The following is a 15,921-nucleotide window of genomic DNA, read 5'->3' as shown; positions in this document are numbered from 1 at the left end:
TGAGTTGTCATGACTATTTTACTTTTTTGTAGATGCTTCATGAAGGGCAGAAAGTTGTCTTTCCAAAGAATCAATCAGATCTTTTCCATCTTGATCATCTACAAGCCCTAAACGGACCGCAAATTCTATTTCACGAGATAATCCGAACATTTGGGTATCCAATACTTCCTCATATAGAGGACATTGGGGCATCGTTAAATTATCCATTTGCACTTTAATAAGTTGTAATATCTTTTCTGCGTCGGCCTTTAATAGTTCATAGGCTTTTTCCCGATGATTGATTGTCATTTCTGACGCCACAGTGATCCCCCCATTCCGAACAAATAACCTTCCTGTCTTAAAATTTTATCGTTAAACCCGATAAATTGCAAGAAAAATAAGTGTTTTTCCCGGGATTCAATGACAGAATTTCGAACATTTTTCATCTGGTAAATGGGGGTATTTCATCACGTAAGTCGCGCTCTTTTGCTGGAGGGATGAACCATTATTGCAGGTTAAAATATACTCCATGAGTGCTCATCACTGAGCATTTCGAGAAGCTTCAGCCCTGCAATGCTATTTCCAACATCATCGAGTGCCGGTCCGAAGATCCCTATTCCGCATTTACCGGGAACCGATCCCATGATGCCGCCTGATACGCCACTTTTAGCGGGGATCCCCACCTTAATAGCAAACTCCCCGGAGGTATTATACATCCCGCATGTCACCATGAAGGTTTTACATACCCTCGCCACATCCCTCGTAATCAATTCCCGGCCGCTCTCCGGATCGATCCCGTCATTGGCGAATACCGCCCCCATCTTGGCAAGATCCACACAGTTCATCTCCACGGCGCATTGCTTCGTGTAAAGGACGAGTAGATCCTCGACATTCCCCGTGATCACCCCATGCTGCTTCATGAAGTAGCAAAGGGATCGGTTCAGATTGGCCGTTTGGAGTTCTGAATAGGCCACATCTTCATTATATGAGACCGTTTCGCCTGTCATATGATTGATGAACTCGATTAAGCGATGCCATTTCTCCATTCCGGTGTTTCCCTTGATCATGTTCGTTACAGCCAGTGCCCCCGCATTGATCATCGGATTAAGGGGTTTTGACGGCTTGTGGGTTTCAAGCTTCGCTATGGAGTTGAATGGATCTCCTGTAGGTTCCATTCCAACCTTTGAAAAAACGTACTCTTCCCCGTAGTCCATTAATACGAGTGCAAGAGTGATGACCTTTGAGATGCTTTGGAGAGTGAATTTCTTCAAATGATCCCCCGCATAACAGGAGTTATTATCCAGAGTGTAAATGCTTATTGCAAGATCATGGGGGTTTTGATCCTTAAGTGCGGGTATGTACTCTGCAACCCTTCCTTCGGATGAAAAGGGTCTCGCCCTTTCAACTAATCCTTCCAACCATTCCTGAGTGTTTATCATATATCCAACATCTCCTTTTATCCTACTTATCATTTCCCTATTTTCATTCATTGAAAACGCTGAAAATGCTTTCATCAGAATGTGACAAACCCGCATTTAACATATATACTGATACTATCAGCGAGAGGAGGAATCAGTAGTGGAAAGTATCATACCGATAAAAGGGAAAGTGAAATTCCCCATTACAATGGATGCGGGAGTTTGGATATTTGATGATCGAAAAGTGGATTTAACTACATATTTTGATGATACAACAGAAAAAGTGGATGAGTTGGAGGAGTATACAAAAGCGGTTTCCAAGCACTGGTCCAGGGAGATACAGGAAGGTGCGACCTATCCGCCCACTTTGAAAACCGAGAAGAGATATGAGAAAGAAAAGATTCTTAACGGAACATTTGCCATTCCTTTTTCACCTTTTTTAAAAAATGCAGAGCCACTTCCTGAAGGGGCTTCCATCGTGATTGAAACCGAAAACGGGGATCACACTTTGGATATAAAAGAGGCTGACCAGCTGTTGATCGGATTTTCTAAAGAAGGCAAGCCACTCAGGGAAAACGGACCCGTTCACATTTATTTTACAGATGGTTCGAACAAGGACAACCCGATTACAGATGTCAGGGCATTTCGAGTGGAATAATAAACGTATGAAAACCGGTTCAGTAACATCTGAACCGGTTTTCATACGTTATCATTGTCTGATTCTAAATGCTTACAATATATCCGCCGCAAGCTGTGCCAATCCCGACCTTTCACCCTTCATGAGCTTCACATGTCCGGCTAATTTTTGATCTTTGAATTTCTCAACTACATATGTCAGTCCATTATTATATTCATCAAGATAAGGGTGATCGATTTGAGCCGGATCTCCCATCAACACAATTTTGCTCCGTTCCCCGACACGTGTCAGAATCGTTTTTACCTCATGCTTCGTCAGGTTCTGAGCTTCATCTATGATGATATATTGATCTGGAATGCTTCTACCTCGTATATACGTCAATGCTTCCACCTCGATGGACCCCATCCCGGCAAGGATATCATCCAGTTCACCCGGCTTTTTTGTATTGAACAGGTATTCGAGATTATCATAAATCGGCTGCATCCAAGGTCTTAACTTTTCTTGCTTTTCACCAGGAAGATAGCCTATATCTTTGCCAACCGGAACGATTGGGCGGGCAACGAGTAATTTGTTGAATTTATTAAAGTCTTCCGTTTGCAAAAGTCCGGCTGCCAGTGCCAGAAGCGTTTTACCGGTCCCGGCTTTCCCGATCATGGTCACTAACGAAATATCATCACGTAATAATAACTCCGTCGCCATCGTTTGTTGGACATTCCTCGCCTTAATCCCCCACATATGTTCTTGATCATAGACCAGTTTCTTCACCTTGAGTCCGGTGGAATCAACCATTCCGAGGGCCGACGCAGAACTTCCCAGGGCATCTTTCATAATGAGGAATTGATGGGAATAAAATCGTTGTTTCGTTATCTCCGTAAGGGTCAGTTCCCCTTTTTCATAAAATTTATTGAGGAATTCTCTCTCGGTATATAATTCGATGAATCCGGTATAAATATCATTCACTTCAATGACCCTGTCACTCAGGAAGTCTTCTGCCTGTAAACCCAAAGCATCCGCCTTGACCCTGACGAGGGTATCTTTACTGACAAGGATAACCGATTTCCCATCCTTTTTTGCTTCTTCTTCGAGTGAAAGATTCTTTGCTACGGCAATGATCCGATTATCGTTTGTTTTTTCAACAAATATATCTTGAAGCTGCTGAAAGGAGCGGTGATTTAGTTCAATCCGTAATGATCCACCTGTATATAGGGGGATTTTTTCATGGAGCTTTCCTTCCTGCCGTAAATTATCTATCAGTTTCGATACATGTCTTGCGTTTCTGCCGATCTCATCCATATAACGCTTTTTGGAGTCCACTTCTTCTAAAACGACTGCAGGTATAACCACCTCATTATCCTGGAAAGAAAAGATGGCTTGTGGATCTTGTAATAAGACATTGGTATCTAATACATAAATTTTATTCAAATCGATGCCTCCTGCTCCTGATTTCTTATTACTATTGTATGTAGCCAATGATGTTCCGGTTATTCCCAGCTACTCAAATAGGACGGCCCGTTTCTTAAAATATATGAATAAACGTATAAAGATAGAAGAAAATTACACAATAAGAAAAGATATTGATTCTAAATCGGGAGGTATTCACATGTTTAAGCTCATCTCTCTCTTAATGGTCACCATCATCCTTGGAGCTTGCGCCAACAAAAATGAGGTCGGGTATAACAATGATGCAAACAGTAAACATAATAAACCCATCACTGTCCAGGATAGCAATATTCAACAGGTCCAACGCAAGACAGGACAACAAATCTCGAAGCACCTCGTGGATTTGACCACAAGTGTACCGGATGTGAAAGATGCAACGGCTGTAGTCATCGGTAAATACGCATTTGTAGGGATCGATATCGATTCGGACGTCGAGCGTTCCCAAGTCGGATCCATTAAATATTCTGTCGCTGAAGCCCTTCAAAATGATCCATATGGGGCAGAGGCCATGGTCATCGCCGATCCGGATCTTTATGCCCGATTAAAGGAAATCAGTAAAGATATCCAACGAGGCGAACCGGTTCAGGGCATCATGAATGAATTGTCAGATATATCGGGCAGATTGATGCCGGAGATCCCTAAATCTTTAAAGCAGACAAATCCCGAAAATGCCCCGAACGAACCTAAGAAAAAAATGAATAACGCAAAAGAAAAACAGCTTAGAAAAAAACAAGAAGATCAAACATACGATAAAATCGATTGATTGGACAACCTTATTTAAAATTGAGAAAAAGCCATGAAAAAGCTTAGGATGCTAAGCTTTTTTCATGGCTTCAATTACTTGACGGTCCAAACGGTCTGCAGCCGTTTTATCATATGTCTTCTCATATACAGGCTCTGTGGAAATTTTCGATCCATAGAACATGACATCTCTCACTTCATTGATGACAAGTTGAAAAAGGGTAAGCTTTAAAGGCACTCCGGAAAGTTTCTCTTGATGTACTGAAGCTTTTCCGCCAATGGAATAGGTTGATTCATTCGCAATTAAGTTCACCACAACCAGCGGATTCCCTTTAATATTCTTGACAATTCTTGAGCGTTGATCCACGGCAAATAGTAAAGTCTGTTCGTCTTCGGCAAAAACCCACGATATTGCACTGACATTGGGGCCACCTGTTTCATGATCAACGGTAGCAAGTGTCACGAATCGCTCTGATTGCAGTTCATCAAACAATGCAGGAATTAAGCCGGGTTCTACTTGATTAGCCATACAATCCCCCCTGGTAACGTTTTGTCTCTACGTCTACATGTGATTATCTTGATTCTACTATACCAAACCCGATTGTAAAAGACATAATAGAATGTAAAATAAAGCGTTCGACCTCACTACATGATATACTGAAATGACCAGAGTTATGATTAGAACAAGTAGAGGTGTACAAAATGAGAGTAAAATGTGCTTTATGCGAAGTAATTGAAAATATTGACGACTATTCCCTGCAGGCGAAAAAACTGCGTAACAGACCCATTCATACGTATTTGTGTGAGAAATGCCATGACCGCATTAAAGAGAAGACAGAAGAACGTGTTTCGACGGGGAATTTCCGTTTTTATCGTTCTCCTTTAGTCGAAGATGACTTTTAAACAAATAGGTTTCGCTGTCGGAATAATCTCAGGCACAATGTTAGGACTATTCCTCAAGTGGATACAGGGACTTACCGGTATTAAAGTATATGTATTATTATTGAATGTTGACTTCATTCCAGTGTTTGCATCTACATTGCCTGAGTGGCTGGAGTTCTCATTCCATTTACTCGTTTCCTGCGGGATCGGTTTGGTATTTGTGTTTCTGATGGAGAAGCTGAATGTATCTGAGAGGGGAGCCTGGATCCTTTCCCTGCTGCTTACCTTCCCCACTGTCTTTCTATACTTCCCCCTTTCTTATCTCGCCGTACAGGATGTACCCGGTTTATTCGATGGAATGGCCATCACCTTTTGGACGATTGGCCATCTACTGTATGGATTAAGCCTGCCGCCACTCTATCAGTTTTTCACGAAGGCGAATCACAAATAGAAAAAAGCTGTAGTCCTAAATGTATGGACTACAGCTTTTTTTGCTTAAAACGTGCCTTTTTTCTTTTCATTCGTCAGGCGGATCTTGTATATTACTAAGATTAAAGCCGCAACGACCAACCCTTCAGCAACCGGAAGGAAAATGCCGAGAAACGTCAGCACCGTACATCCGAGTATGAGAAAAGTATAAATCAGGATCGATTTCATGACTGGCAGCTTTTTCGCAAAACCCAGCTTATAAACTAAGATTGAGAGCCCAACTATGGTTATATAAAGCAACCACATACCCATTTCCGCGTTCTGGTCAACCCGGTAAAGGGATGCGAAAAAGGACAAACGTTCTGTTACATCCATTTCCTACTCCCCCTTCACTTCGTTTATTGAGTAACCTTATTTTTCTTTTCTGCTCTTTCACGTTCATTCTTATCAAGAATTTTTTTGCGAAGACGGATCGATTCAGGTGTTACTTCACAATACTCGTCATCGTTCAGGTATTCAAGAGACTCTTCTAGTGTCATGATTCTTGCCTTTTTAATCGTAACAGTTTGATCTTTATTTGCAGAACGTACGTTAGTCGCCTGTTTCAGCTTTGTGATATTAACAGTGATATCATTTTCTCTCGTATGTTCCCCGACAATCATACCGCCATAAATTTCTGTACCGGACTCAACGAAGATGATTCCGCGGTCTTCCACCTGCATGATACCGTATTGTGACGCTTTACCTGTCTCCATGGAAACAAGCACACCTTGACGACGTCCGCCTACGCGGCCTTTTTGCAGTGGTTGATAGCCTTCGAATGTATGGTTGATGATACCATATCCACGAGTAAGAGTCATAAACTCCGTAGAATAACCGATTAGTCCACGTGCAGGAACCATAAACATTAAACGGACCTGGCCGTTACCGTTGTTCACCATATCCAGCATTTCACCTTTACGCTGACCAAGTGATTCGATTACGCCTCCCATATATTCTTCTGGGATATCGATTTGAACACGTTCTACAGGCTCGCTCTTCACGCCATCGACTTCTTTGATGATAACCTGTGGTTTTGATACTTGTAACTCGTACCCTTCACGACGCATGTTTTCGATCAGGATGGAAAGGTGAAGCTCTCCACGTCCCGAAACCGTCCATGCATCAGGTGAATCGGTTGGTTCAACACGTAAGCTTACATCTGTTTGAAGCTGAGCCAGTAAACGCTCTTCGATTTTTCTTGACGTAACGAATTTACCTTCTCTACCAGCAAATGGACTGTTGTTCACTAGGAACGTCATTTGAAGTGTCGGCTCGTCAATACGAAGAACCGGAAGTTGATCCTGATGTTCAACCGGACAAACCGTTTCACCGACGTTGATATCTTCCATTCCGGAAACAGCGATTAAATCCCCCGCTTTTGCCTCTTGGATTTCTTCACGTTTTAATCCGAAGAAACCAAAGATCTTTGTTACACGGAATTGTTTAACAGTGCCGTCAAGCTTCATAAGTGCTACCTGTTGGCCCACTTTCATCGTTCCTCTGAACACACGACCGATTCCGATACGCCCTACGTAATCATTGTAATCAAGAAGTGCAACCTGGAATTGAAGTGGATCTTCAGAGTTGTCGACCGGTGCAGGAATGTGCTCAATGATGGAATCATATAAACACTGCATGTTTTCATCCTGTTTTTCCGGATCCGGATCTGTACTAGCTGTACCGTTGATTGCAGAAGCATAAACAACCGGGAATTCAAGCTGCTCATCATTTGCATCCAGTTCTATGAATAACTCCAATACTTCATCGATGACTTCTTCAGGACGTGCTGAAGGTTTGTCGATTTTGTTTACAACAACGATTGGTGTAAGGTTCTGTTCCAGTGCTTTCTTGAGAACGAAGCGAGTCTGTGGCATACAACCTTCATACGCATCCACTACCAGTAATACACCATCTACCATTTTCATGATACGTTCTACTTCTCCACCGAAGTCAGCATGCCCTGGTGTATCAAGGATATTGATTCGGGAATCTTTATATTGAATCGCCGTATTTTTCGCAAGGATTGTAATACCGCGTTCTCTCTCTAAATCATTTGAATCCATCGCACGTTCCGAAACAGTTTCGTTTTCGCGGAAGATTCCAGATTGCTTTAAAAGCTCATCAACTAATGTCGTTTTGCCGTGGTCAACGTGAGCAATAATAGCAATATTTCTTAGGTCATTTCTTAATTTCATATTTCCACTCCTGAATATTGGATTTCTTTATAGTGTAAAGATAATATTTTTCAGTTCAACTAGACCATTATATCACAGCATTGACAAAAGCCCTAATAAATATTTCATCCCCCCTATTCATTCTTGCTAAAAGTTTCCTTACCGACTCGCATGTTCTGCTTCTTTGTCCCCGAAACCCATTGCGATTTATTGAATTGATAGGTAAAATTTAATAAGGGCAGCATAAGAAGCTGCGTCGAGAATCAGTAAAGAAACGAATCATCGTTTATTAATAATGGGGGTTACAGGATGGCAAATATAAAATGGATCTTTGTACTTTTTTCGATATTAGCGGCCGTTTCACTGATGGGCATAGCCATTTCCATCAGTTTGCAAAGTATATTGCTTGCAGCTGTAAGTATCGTTTGTTTATTCATTGTGATGGGATTTGGTTTTAAGACCAAGAAGAAATACAGAGAAGAAGGAAGATTGTAGTACAAAAAAAGGAGTGGCGGCCATCCAACGGCCACCACTCTTTTTTCATTTATTTATTTCTATGCAGATAGTCAGTCAAAATGGTTTCATGCAGACCAGGCTTCCCGACGAAGACAGAACTCTTGTTTAATGGATTCAATGGGTTACCATCAAGGTCAGTCACCACCCCACCAAGCTCTTCGATCATAATCTTTCCGGCTGCGAAATCCCACGGTGCAAGGCGCATTGTTAAGTATGCATCCAGCCTCCCTGAAGCCACATAAGCAAGCTCCATAGCTGCTGAACCATAGGACCGGGTCCCTCTCACATCCTGCACGAGTGGAGCCAGAATGGAGGAATCAATACGCTTGTTCTTTGTCACCCACAGTGCATTCAATGCAACAATCGCATCTTCCACAGGAACGGGATCAAGCTGCGGAAGCTTCACATCATTCATAAAGACACCTTTGCCTTTATTCGCAAAGTAAAGCTCGTCATGCACGACATCATATATGTATCCTAACTTCCCCTCATTTCCATCGTAAATTCCGATAGAAATGGCAAAGTTTCTCTGCTGATGGACAAAATTCATCGTTCCATCGATTGGGTCGATGATCCATGTTATTCCGGATAACTCTTTGAAATCATCACCATATCCTTCTTCTCCCAAAATTTGATGATCGGGGTAATTGGTTCGTATGTTTTCTGTAAAGTATCGCTCAGTCGCTTCATCCATATCGGTGACCAAGTCATTTCGGTTCGATTTCGTTTTAATATTCAGTTCGGTTTTAAATGACTGACGTATCCTCTCACCGGCTTCATGTATCCATGTTCTAACATTTTGATCTAGTTCGGTCCAATTTGTCATGTATTTTTAGCCTCCAATATGCTTAGCGAAAATCAGTGTAGTCATTACTAATATGGTCTTTTCAGATAATCTTAACTCCTAGGTTCGATTCATTCAAGAAAATAGGCTTCACCAAGTAAGGTCATTTTCCCATAAAAAAGCGAACTCTCCAACCACTACGAGCTCGCGTTCAAAAGTAGATTTTGTTATCAGCATACTTTAAACCATTGAATGTTATTTGCTCTATAAAGCCTTCATTTTCATTAGTTCTTCCCTGATGCTCATAAGTTTCTGCTTGGACTTGGTCTGGGTTTCTGTATTCTTCGTTTGGATTGCTTCAAACAATACGGCTAATTCATAATCCATTTCAAGTCTCAATACGTTCATTCTTTGCTGTTGGACATCACGTTTTTTAGAAGTGTTCATTACTTGTTTCATGGCCATACACCCCTTCCGAGTTTTCGATTTATCTGATTGTTCTGATAATATTTACTACATGTTATGAATTATCCTCTCATCTTGTAACTAAAATGTGCAGACACCTATAGATAATTCATTTGGCTACAAGCCTGTACCTCTTTATGGTAAGATATTGGTGGAAATAAGGAGGTTACAACATGACTTTTAACGGTTTCACTAAAGATGATTTTAATGTTTTTAAGATTGATGGTCTCGACGACCGGATGACGGCCATCGCAGAACAGATCAGGCCAAAGCTTACCTACCTGGGTGAACATTTCGCACCCGCTCTTAGTGCCCTGACAGGTGATGAGATGTTTTACCATGTGGCGAAACATGCAAGACGCTCAGTGAATCCTCCAGAGGACACGTGGGTTGCTTTTGCAAACAGCAAACGCGGTTACAAAAAACATCCTCATTTCCAAATCGGGTTATGGGAAACCCATGTATTTATTTGGTTTGCAATGATCTATGAAGCTCCAAATAAAGTTGAATTCGGTAAGAAAGCTGAAGAAAATGCAGATAAGATAAGGTCATTGATTCCCGGTCACTTTGTTTGGTCTGGAGATCATACTAAGCCGGATGCTGCATCCTTCTCCTCTTTGTCACAAGATGAATTCATTGCTTTAACTGAAAGAGTTCAAAATGTAAAGAAAGCTGAACTTCTATGCGGACTTCATCTGGATCGTGACTCTGCCATTAAGATGACCGGAGATGAATTGATCCAGGAAGTTGAAAGTGCCTTTGAAACACTTTTACCCCTTTATAAAATGAACTAAACCATATAACTGTAGGGAATAATGCAGAAAGAACGACTGCCGTTTACGGCAGTCGTTCCTTTAATTCATCGATATTTTGGCAGCGTCCTGCTGCTCTTTCATTTTTTTCACCACATGGTACGAAGAATAGCCACTGGATTCTTCAAATTCATTACAGATCCTTTTCTCTTCTGCTTTACCAGGGACGATTTCTTTAAATCGCTTATATCGATTCATCAGGTCCTCTCTTGAAACACCTTTTTCATATGCCTTTTCAATCGCTTCGAAAAAGGCAATGACGTCGATGACTTCCTCCGTGGACCAGTCTATATCGAAGGGGTATTGATATTCCATTTTGCACTGCAACTCCTTTGATGAATGTATTAACTCCACTTTTCACGAATGTTTTCACCTTGTGAAATCATTCGCCCAATGAGATCTTTAACCGACGGGATGTCCTGGATCAATCCCATCACCTGTCCTGCCCACGCAAAGCCTTCGTCTACTTCACCATCGTAAATATATCGTTTATTCGCCTCGCCGCTTATGTATGACTTTAATCCTTCATATCCCGGATTCGATGTTTCAGCAGCCAGGATTTGATTTGTCCAGGCATTTGATATCGCTCTGGCCGGGGCACCTAAAGATCGTTTAATGACTACTGTACCACTCTCTTCCCCTTCAATCAAGGCACGTTTATACACGTCTGAGGCGTGGACGCACTCTTTTGTCGCTATGAATCTTGTCCCCATCTCGACTCCTTCTGCGCCGAAGCTGAGGGCTGCCATCAAACCACGGCCGTCCCCAATACCTCCCGAGGCGATGACAGGGATGGATACAGCATCCACCACACGTGGAATCAAGACGAATGTCCCGATGTCATCCTTACCCAGATGTCCTCCCCCTTCTTGTCCAACGACCATGACGGCATCCGCCCCGAGTTCTTCAGCCTTCAGGGCCTGTCTTTTTGATGCGACCAATACAAGCTTCACCATATCTTCCCCTTCGATTTGTTGAAACAGGGGAGTCGGGTTTCCCCCTGTAACGGAGATGACCGGCACTTTTTCTTCTATGGCAATATCAACAAACCTGCTGAATGGGCGTCCATGCTGACCGATGGCAAAGTTCACTCCGAAGGGTTGATCTGTTAGTGATCTTACCTTTTTGATTTCTTGACGAAGCTGCTCAGGGTCATCGAGTGACATGGCAGTGATTTGGCCAAGGCCGCCTGCATTTGATACCGCCGCAGCCAGTTCTGCGTATGCCAGGTGGGCAAGCCCCCCTTGTATGATTGGATATTGAATGTTCAATAATTCTGTAACCCTCGTTTTCCATTTCATTTGAATCCCTCCATACATTCATTTATTCTCGATGGAGAGTGGGAAATCCTTTTCTTTGGTGTGGTGTATATTTATTAGAGATAAGGTCAGTCTTAGATGAGAGGATTGTATGTATTTAATTAATAAGTTAGGTAGATTTTTGGCTCATTCGGGTGAAACGGATGTTTCACCCGCCTTTCAGCTTTGCTGAAAGGTCGTCCTGTGTGAGAGTGACCGCCGGACCCAAGCGAGCTTGGTCCGGCGGTCACTCTCACACAGGACAGAAATGAGCCAAAAAATCAGGCAGTGTCATATCTTTTTTTGTGCTATGAAAAAAAATACACCTTCATGGGCGTATGTCACTATGCAAAGATTTTCTTAAGTGCTATAATTCTTTTGTTTGTTGAAAATATCGTAAGAAAATGTATGAAATTGTGGATTGAATCCTATATAATGATATCTTTAGTATGCATGTTGATTTATGAAGAATATAAAGAGGTGTTGAATGAATTGTCTCAAAATGAAACGCCGTTGTTTACCGGCTTAATTGAACATAGTAAAAAAAATCCCGTCCAGTTTCATATTCCCGGTCATAAGAAAGGTGCAGGGATGGATCCTGCCTTTAAGGAATTCATAGGAGATAATGCGCTTTCCATTGATTTGATTAATATCGGTCCTTTAGATGATCTGCATCAACCTAAAGGCATGATCAAGGAAGCTCAGGATTTGGCTGCCGAGGCATTCGGTGCGGATCATACTTTCTTCTCTGTTCAGGGGACGAGCGGAGCGATCATGACGATGGTCATGAGTGTGTGCGGACCTGGAGACAAGATCATTGTTCCAAGAAACGTGCATAAATCCGTTATGTCTGCAATTGTTTTCTCAGGGGCCACTCCTATCTTTATCCATCCGGATATTGATGAGGACCTTGGGATCTCACACGGCATCACGACAGACGCCGTTGCAAAAGCTTTGGAACAAAACCCTGATGCCAAAGGTGTATTAGTCATCAATCCGACCTATTTCGGGATTTCCGCAGACCTAAAGAAAATCGTGGAAATTGCCCATTCTTATCATGTTCCGGTACTCGTCGATGAAGCTCATGGGGTTCATATACACTTCCATGATGAACTTCCCCTGTCAGCCATGCAGGCAGGTGCTGACTTAGCAGCTACGAGTGTTCATAAGCTCGGGGGATCCATGACTCAAAGCTCAGTCCTCAATATGAAAGAAGGACTTGTATCTGCTAAGCGTGTGCAGACCATCTTAAGCATGCTGACGACGACTTCCACGTCATACTTACTCCTTGCATCCCTTGATGTTGCAAGAAAACGACTTGCCACTGAAGGACGGGAGCTCATCACCAAAACGATCGAACTCTCACAGAATATGAGAAGGCAAATTAACGAGATTGAAGGTTTATACTGTGTAGGGGAAGAAATCCTTGGAACGAAAGCCACCTATGCGTATGATCCGACCAAGCTGATTATATCCGTGAAGGACCTTGGAATCAGCGGGTTCGATGCGGAAAAGTGGTTAAGAGAAGCTCATAATATCGAGGTTGAAATGTCCGACCTGTATAATATCCTGTGCATCATCACACCTGGTGATACTGAATATGAAGGAAACCAATTGGTCACTGCTTTAAAAGAACTGGTTACGAGCCTTAAGAAACAAGGCGAGATGACCCCTGTTAAAGTGATGCTGCCTGACATTCCTGTTCTATCCATTACTCCGAGGGACGCTTTTTATGCTGATACGGAAGTCATTCCGATTGATGATTCCGTTGGAAGGACCATCGCTGAGTTCATCATGGTCTACCCTCCTGGTATCCCAATATTCATTCCAGGGGAGATCATCACTCAGGAAAACATCCATTATATCAAAACCAATATAGAAGCAGGACTTCCAGTACAAGGGCCTGAAGACTATGATTTACGACATTTAAGAGTCATCAAAGAGCATCGGGCCATTCGATGAAAAAAAGGATGAAGAAGAGTCCCCCTTCTTCATCCTTTTTATTCTTTATTTATAAGAACCCCTTTAAGACGCTATTCATACCCGCTCCCCTTAGCAGGCATTAATCGTCTAATTCTTTATCGTCGTTGCAGTCACAACAGTTAGAGAATAAAACAGAAACCTTCTCATCTTCATAATGCTCAATAGTACCTAGGCATGATTGACATACAATTGTTCCCATCTTTTTTCCTCTCCTTTAAATGGTTTTGTAAACGCTTTATCTTATCTGCTTCTATAATAATATAACACATTTAAAATATCAAGCCTAAATTGTATAACATATTTAAGTTTTTATCCTCACAATCAATCATACTTTTAATCATAAGAGTGTATGTAAGGGCTTTCCGGAATATGTAGGGTTCAATAAAAAAAGATGCATAAATGAAGTGATTCATCCATGCATCTTTTATCACTATTCTATTGTTTTAATCCTGTGTGGATCGAGGGTTTCATATCCCTTCGAACGAAGGCCGTTCACTATGTCCTTCAACGCTTCACTCGTCCATGTACGATCATGCATAAGGAGATTCGCTCCGTCATTCAAATATGGACTGTTTATCATGATATCTGTAATGGCTGCTTTCGTTTGATATTGCTTTTCCCAGTCATATCCATAAGTCCAATTCATCAAGGACATCTTTTCTTCAGCTGCAAGCTCGCGGCTGTAGTCCGTATTCTGGCCGAAAGGAGCCCTGAAGAATTGAGGCCTCTCCCCTGTGATGGATTCCACAAGGTCACTGACAGAGACGATTTCCTCTTTTTGCTCTTCCGGAGAAAGATCTCTCAAACTACTGTGACTATATGTATGGTTCCCGATCATAAATCCAAGATCATGAATCTTTTTTAACGTTTCTTTTTCCTCAGGCGTATCAAGGAAATGACCGTTCACAAAGAAAATGGCTGGTGCTTTCAACTCTTTTAGGTCTTTAGCCATTTGAAGTGCATGTTGGTCGGGTGCATCGTCAATCGTCAGGAGGACCACTTTAGGATTGGCTTTATCGATTGGTTCGATGCTCCAATTAGCCTCATTTATCTTGTAATCCTTGGTCTGCACCACTTCTTTAGCAGGTTCTTCCTTCTCGTGTGTTTCACTTTCTGATACTTCAGTTTCCGGGCCTTCACTTTGCGTCTGATCCACTTCTTTCACTTCAGTCTGGTTGGATTTTTCCGCTTCATGGCTGGACTCCGTTTGTTCACTTCCACAAGCAGTCAGGAGCAGGAGGGTTAATCCGGATGCTAAAATCTTTTTCATGTCTCTCACCTTTCCGTATTCACTTTGAATATTTTAACATATTCTAAAGGGAATCTGGGAAAGAATTAAAATATTTCCAATATATTTTCAAACGCCATTTTAAAAACAAAAAAGCATGACAGACTGAATGAAGTAATGAACAGCGTAAGCCTTCTTGATTGAACGATCTTCCTTGCAGCCATAAATGCAAGGTAAAAAAACAAGACAAACATAATCCATTTATATTCTATATGATCTTTTTCAGAAATCCATTCAGCTATTGAAAATACGCTCCATAAAATCATTTGGACCAAAAAAGCGATGTACGATTTCATGATAAAACATCCTTTAATAGATTTATTTACATTTACCCGCCCCACTATAATAAAAACTCTCGGATGGCTCTTATATATCTTTTTCAATCAAAAGCATGGTATTAACATAGTATATTCTTTTGAGATGACTTTCATTATGTATGACTTTTCAATTTTGTAACATTTTTATGACTTGGCGCTTTTTCATTTTTCCCTATGATAAAATGTGACGTAAGATACGTTAAATAGTAATTCATTTATAAATTTATAACTCCACGTTCATAGCATCGTTTAAGAAAAGAGGATGATGTATGAAACATATATTAGCTTTTGCGATACTTACTTCCACTATGCTGATTTTGACTTCGTGTGATGACATCTCATCCAATAAAGTGGTTTTGGCACAGGATCAATTTATAGAAAAACAGGTGATTTTTTTTACGGATGAAAGAAATGTTTCGAGGGAAATACCATACTACGATGCCATCATTGAGCTTAAAAAACTATACCCGGATCACTTTAAGCAACTAAAGGTTGTCAGTTTAAACACGAAGACGACAAATGATATCGCTGATACTCCACCCGCTTCTCCTGCCATCGTTGTGGTAGAGGACAATCAGATCGTATGTAAAGTGGAGGGGCCCAATTCTAAAGAGAATATAATCAAGCCTGTTTCCAGAGCCATTCAAACCTGGGGACAATAATGCATGAAATAATCATCGGGGGTCGAAGCCTTGTAGGCTTCGATCCTTTTCTTT

Annotated in this window: 20 protein-coding genes; 8 read left to right on the top strand and 12 right to left on the bottom strand. The window is 41.6% G+C overall.

The window, feature by feature from the left end:
* Window positions 1-18: 18 nt before the first annotated feature.
* Window positions 19-300: an Fpa/YlaN family protein gene (locus P8596_RS09345; RefSeq protein WP_034755973.1), complete on the bottom strand. Its 282-nt coding sequence runs from the start codon at window positions 298-300 to the stop codon at window positions 19-21.
* Between the two features lie 194 nt (window positions 301-494).
* Window positions 495-1,418, bottom strand: a complete 924-nt coding sequence (glsA, locus tag P8596_RS09340; RefSeq protein WP_224520335.1) for a glutaminase A — start codon at window positions 1,416-1,418, stop codon at window positions 495-497.
* A gap of 139 nt (window positions 1,419-1,557) precedes the next feature.
* Between glsA and P8596_RS09335 the strand changes: the two genes are divergently transcribed.
* Entirely contained in the window at window positions 1,558-2,055 is a 498-nt protein-coding gene (locus P8596_RS09335; RefSeq protein ID WP_224520336.1) for a peptidyl-prolyl cis-trans isomerase, read from the top strand.
* 72 nt (window positions 2,056-2,127) lie between these two features.
* Here the strand turns inward: P8596_RS09335 and P8596_RS09330 are convergent, their stop codons facing one another.
* Window positions 2,128-3,456, bottom strand: coding sequence for a PhoH family protein (locus tag P8596_RS09330; protein ID WP_034755978.1), 1,329 nt, complete (start codon window positions 3,454-3,456; stop codon window positions 2,128-2,130).
* Between the two features lie 178 nt (window positions 3,457-3,634).
* Between P8596_RS09330 and P8596_RS09325 the strand changes: the two genes are divergently transcribed.
* A complete protein-coding gene (locus P8596_RS09325; protein ID WP_034755981.1) occupies window positions 3,635-4,237 on the top strand; it encodes a YhcN/YlaJ family sporulation lipoprotein in 603 nt (200 codons plus the stop codon).
* Between the two features lie 51 nt (window positions 4,238-4,288).
* On the opposite strand, the gene P8596_RS09320 is transcribed toward P8596_RS09325, so the two are convergent.
* A complete protein-coding gene (locus P8596_RS09320) occupies window positions 4,289-4,744 on the bottom strand; it encodes a pyridoxamine 5'-phosphate oxidase family protein (RefSeq protein ID WP_224520337.1) in 456 nt (151 codons plus the stop codon).
* Between the two features lie 173 nt (window positions 4,745-4,917).
* Here P8596_RS09320 and P8596_RS09315 point away from each other — a divergent pair, with 173 nt between their 5' ends.
* Both P8596_RS09315 and P8596_RS09310 read left to right on the top strand, forming a co-directional pair.
* Entirely contained in the window at window positions 4,918-5,118 is a 201-nt protein-coding gene (locus tag P8596_RS09315) for a YlaI family protein (protein ID WP_224520338.1), read from the top strand.
* A 37-nt stretch (window positions 5,119-5,155) separates the two neighbouring features.
* Window positions 5,156-5,548 carry a hypothetical protein gene (locus P8596_RS09310; protein WP_279726692.1) on the top strand — a complete coding sequence of 131 codons (393 nt, stop codon included), beginning with the start codon at window positions 5,156-5,158 and terminating at the stop codon, window positions 5,546-5,548.
* A gap of 44 nt (window positions 5,549-5,592) precedes the next feature.
* Here the strand turns inward: P8596_RS09310 and P8596_RS09305 are convergent, their stop codons facing one another.
* Both P8596_RS09305 and typA read right to left on the bottom strand, forming a co-directional pair.
* Window positions 5,593-5,901, bottom strand: a complete 309-nt coding sequence (locus P8596_RS09305; protein ID WP_034755992.1) for a YlaH-like family protein — start codon at window positions 5,899-5,901, stop codon at window positions 5,593-5,595.
* A gap of 23 nt (window positions 5,902-5,924) precedes the next feature.
* Window positions 5,925-7,763, bottom strand: coding sequence for a translational GTPase TypA (gene typA, locus P8596_RS09300; protein WP_098440889.1), 1,839 nt, complete (start codon window positions 7,761-7,763; stop codon window positions 5,925-5,927).
* A gap of 288 nt (window positions 7,764-8,051) precedes the next feature.
* Between typA and P8596_RS09295 the strand changes: the two genes are divergently transcribed.
* Complete coding sequence (locus P8596_RS09295) at window positions 8,052-8,237, top strand: YlaF family protein (RefSeq protein WP_034756006.1); 186 nt, start codon at window positions 8,052-8,054, stop codon at window positions 8,235-8,237.
* 49 nt (window positions 8,238-8,286) lie between these two features.
* On the opposite strand, the gene P8596_RS09290 is transcribed toward P8596_RS09295, so the two are convergent.
* Both P8596_RS09290 and P8596_RS09285 read right to left on the bottom strand, forming a co-directional pair.
* Window positions 8,287-9,084: an inositol monophosphatase family protein gene (locus P8596_RS09290; protein WP_224520341.1), complete on the bottom strand. Its 798-nt coding sequence runs from the start codon at window positions 9,082-9,084 to the stop codon at window positions 8,287-8,289.
* A gap of 222 nt (window positions 9,085-9,306) precedes the next feature.
* Window positions 9,307-9,501: a YkzI domain-containing protein gene (locus P8596_RS09285; protein WP_034756016.1), complete on the bottom strand. Its 195-nt coding sequence runs from the start codon at window positions 9,499-9,501 to the stop codon at window positions 9,307-9,309.
* A gap of 179 nt (window positions 9,502-9,680) precedes the next feature.
* On the opposite strand from P8596_RS09285, the gene P8596_RS09280 reads away from it, so the two are divergent.
* Window positions 9,681-10,301 carry a YktB family protein gene (locus tag P8596_RS09280; protein WP_279726690.1) on the top strand — a complete coding sequence of 207 codons (621 nt, stop codon included), beginning with the start codon at window positions 9,681-9,683 and terminating at the stop codon, window positions 10,299-10,301.
* A gap of 60 nt (window positions 10,302-10,361) precedes the next feature.
* Here P8596_RS09280 and P8596_RS09275 read toward each other — a convergent pair whose 3' ends face one another.
* Both P8596_RS09275 and P8596_RS09270 read right to left on the bottom strand, forming a co-directional pair.
* On the bottom strand, window positions 10,362-10,634 hold the full coding sequence (locus P8596_RS09275) for a UPF0223 family protein (protein ID WP_034756022.1): 273 nt from the start codon (window positions 10,632-10,634) through the stop codon (window positions 10,362-10,364).
* Between the two features lie 29 nt (window positions 10,635-10,663).
* Entirely contained in the window at window positions 10,664-11,620 is a 957-nt protein-coding gene (locus tag P8596_RS09270) for an NAD(P)H-dependent flavin oxidoreductase (protein ID WP_279726689.1), read from the bottom strand.
* Window positions 11,621-12,109: 489 nt separating this feature from the next.
* Here P8596_RS09270 and P8596_RS09265 point away from each other — a divergent pair, with 489 nt between their 5' ends.
* Window positions 12,110-13,579: an aminotransferase class I/II-fold pyridoxal phosphate-dependent enzyme gene (locus tag P8596_RS09265; protein WP_279726687.1), complete on the top strand. Its 1,470-nt coding sequence runs from the start codon at window positions 12,110-12,112 to the stop codon at window positions 13,577-13,579.
* Window positions 13,580-13,679: 100 nt separating this feature from the next.
* Here P8596_RS09265 and P8596_RS09260 read toward each other — a convergent pair whose 3' ends face one another.
* Both P8596_RS09260 and P8596_RS09255 read right to left on the bottom strand, forming a co-directional pair.
* On the bottom strand, window positions 13,680-13,799 hold the full coding sequence (locus tag P8596_RS09260) for a GapA-binding peptide SR1P (RefSeq protein ID WP_082051137.1): 120 nt from the start codon (window positions 13,797-13,799) through the stop codon (window positions 13,680-13,682).
* Window positions 13,800-14,030: 231 nt separating this feature from the next.
* The gene (locus P8596_RS09255) at window positions 14,031-14,870 is read right to left on the bottom strand and encodes a polysaccharide deacetylase family protein (RefSeq protein ID WP_279726685.1); all 840 of its coding nucleotides are present in this window, start codon (window positions 14,868-14,870) and stop codon (window positions 14,031-14,033) included.
* Between the two features lie 604 nt (window positions 14,871-15,474).
* Here P8596_RS09255 and P8596_RS09250 point away from each other — a divergent pair.
* A complete protein-coding gene (locus P8596_RS09250; RefSeq protein WP_279726683.1) occupies window positions 15,475-15,867 on the top strand; it encodes a small peptidoglycan-associated lipoprotein in 393 nt (130 codons plus the stop codon).
* Window positions 15,868-15,921: the final 54 nt, after the last annotated feature.

It is taken from the genome of Rossellomorea sp. DA94 (assembly GCF_029834455.1).
Lineage (GTDB): Bacteria > Bacillota > Bacilli > Bacillales > Bacillaceae_B > Rossellomorea > Rossellomorea vietnamensis.
The sequence above is the reverse complement of the archived record's forward strand: the minus strand, read 5'-3'. Positions and strand labels throughout refer to the sequence as shown.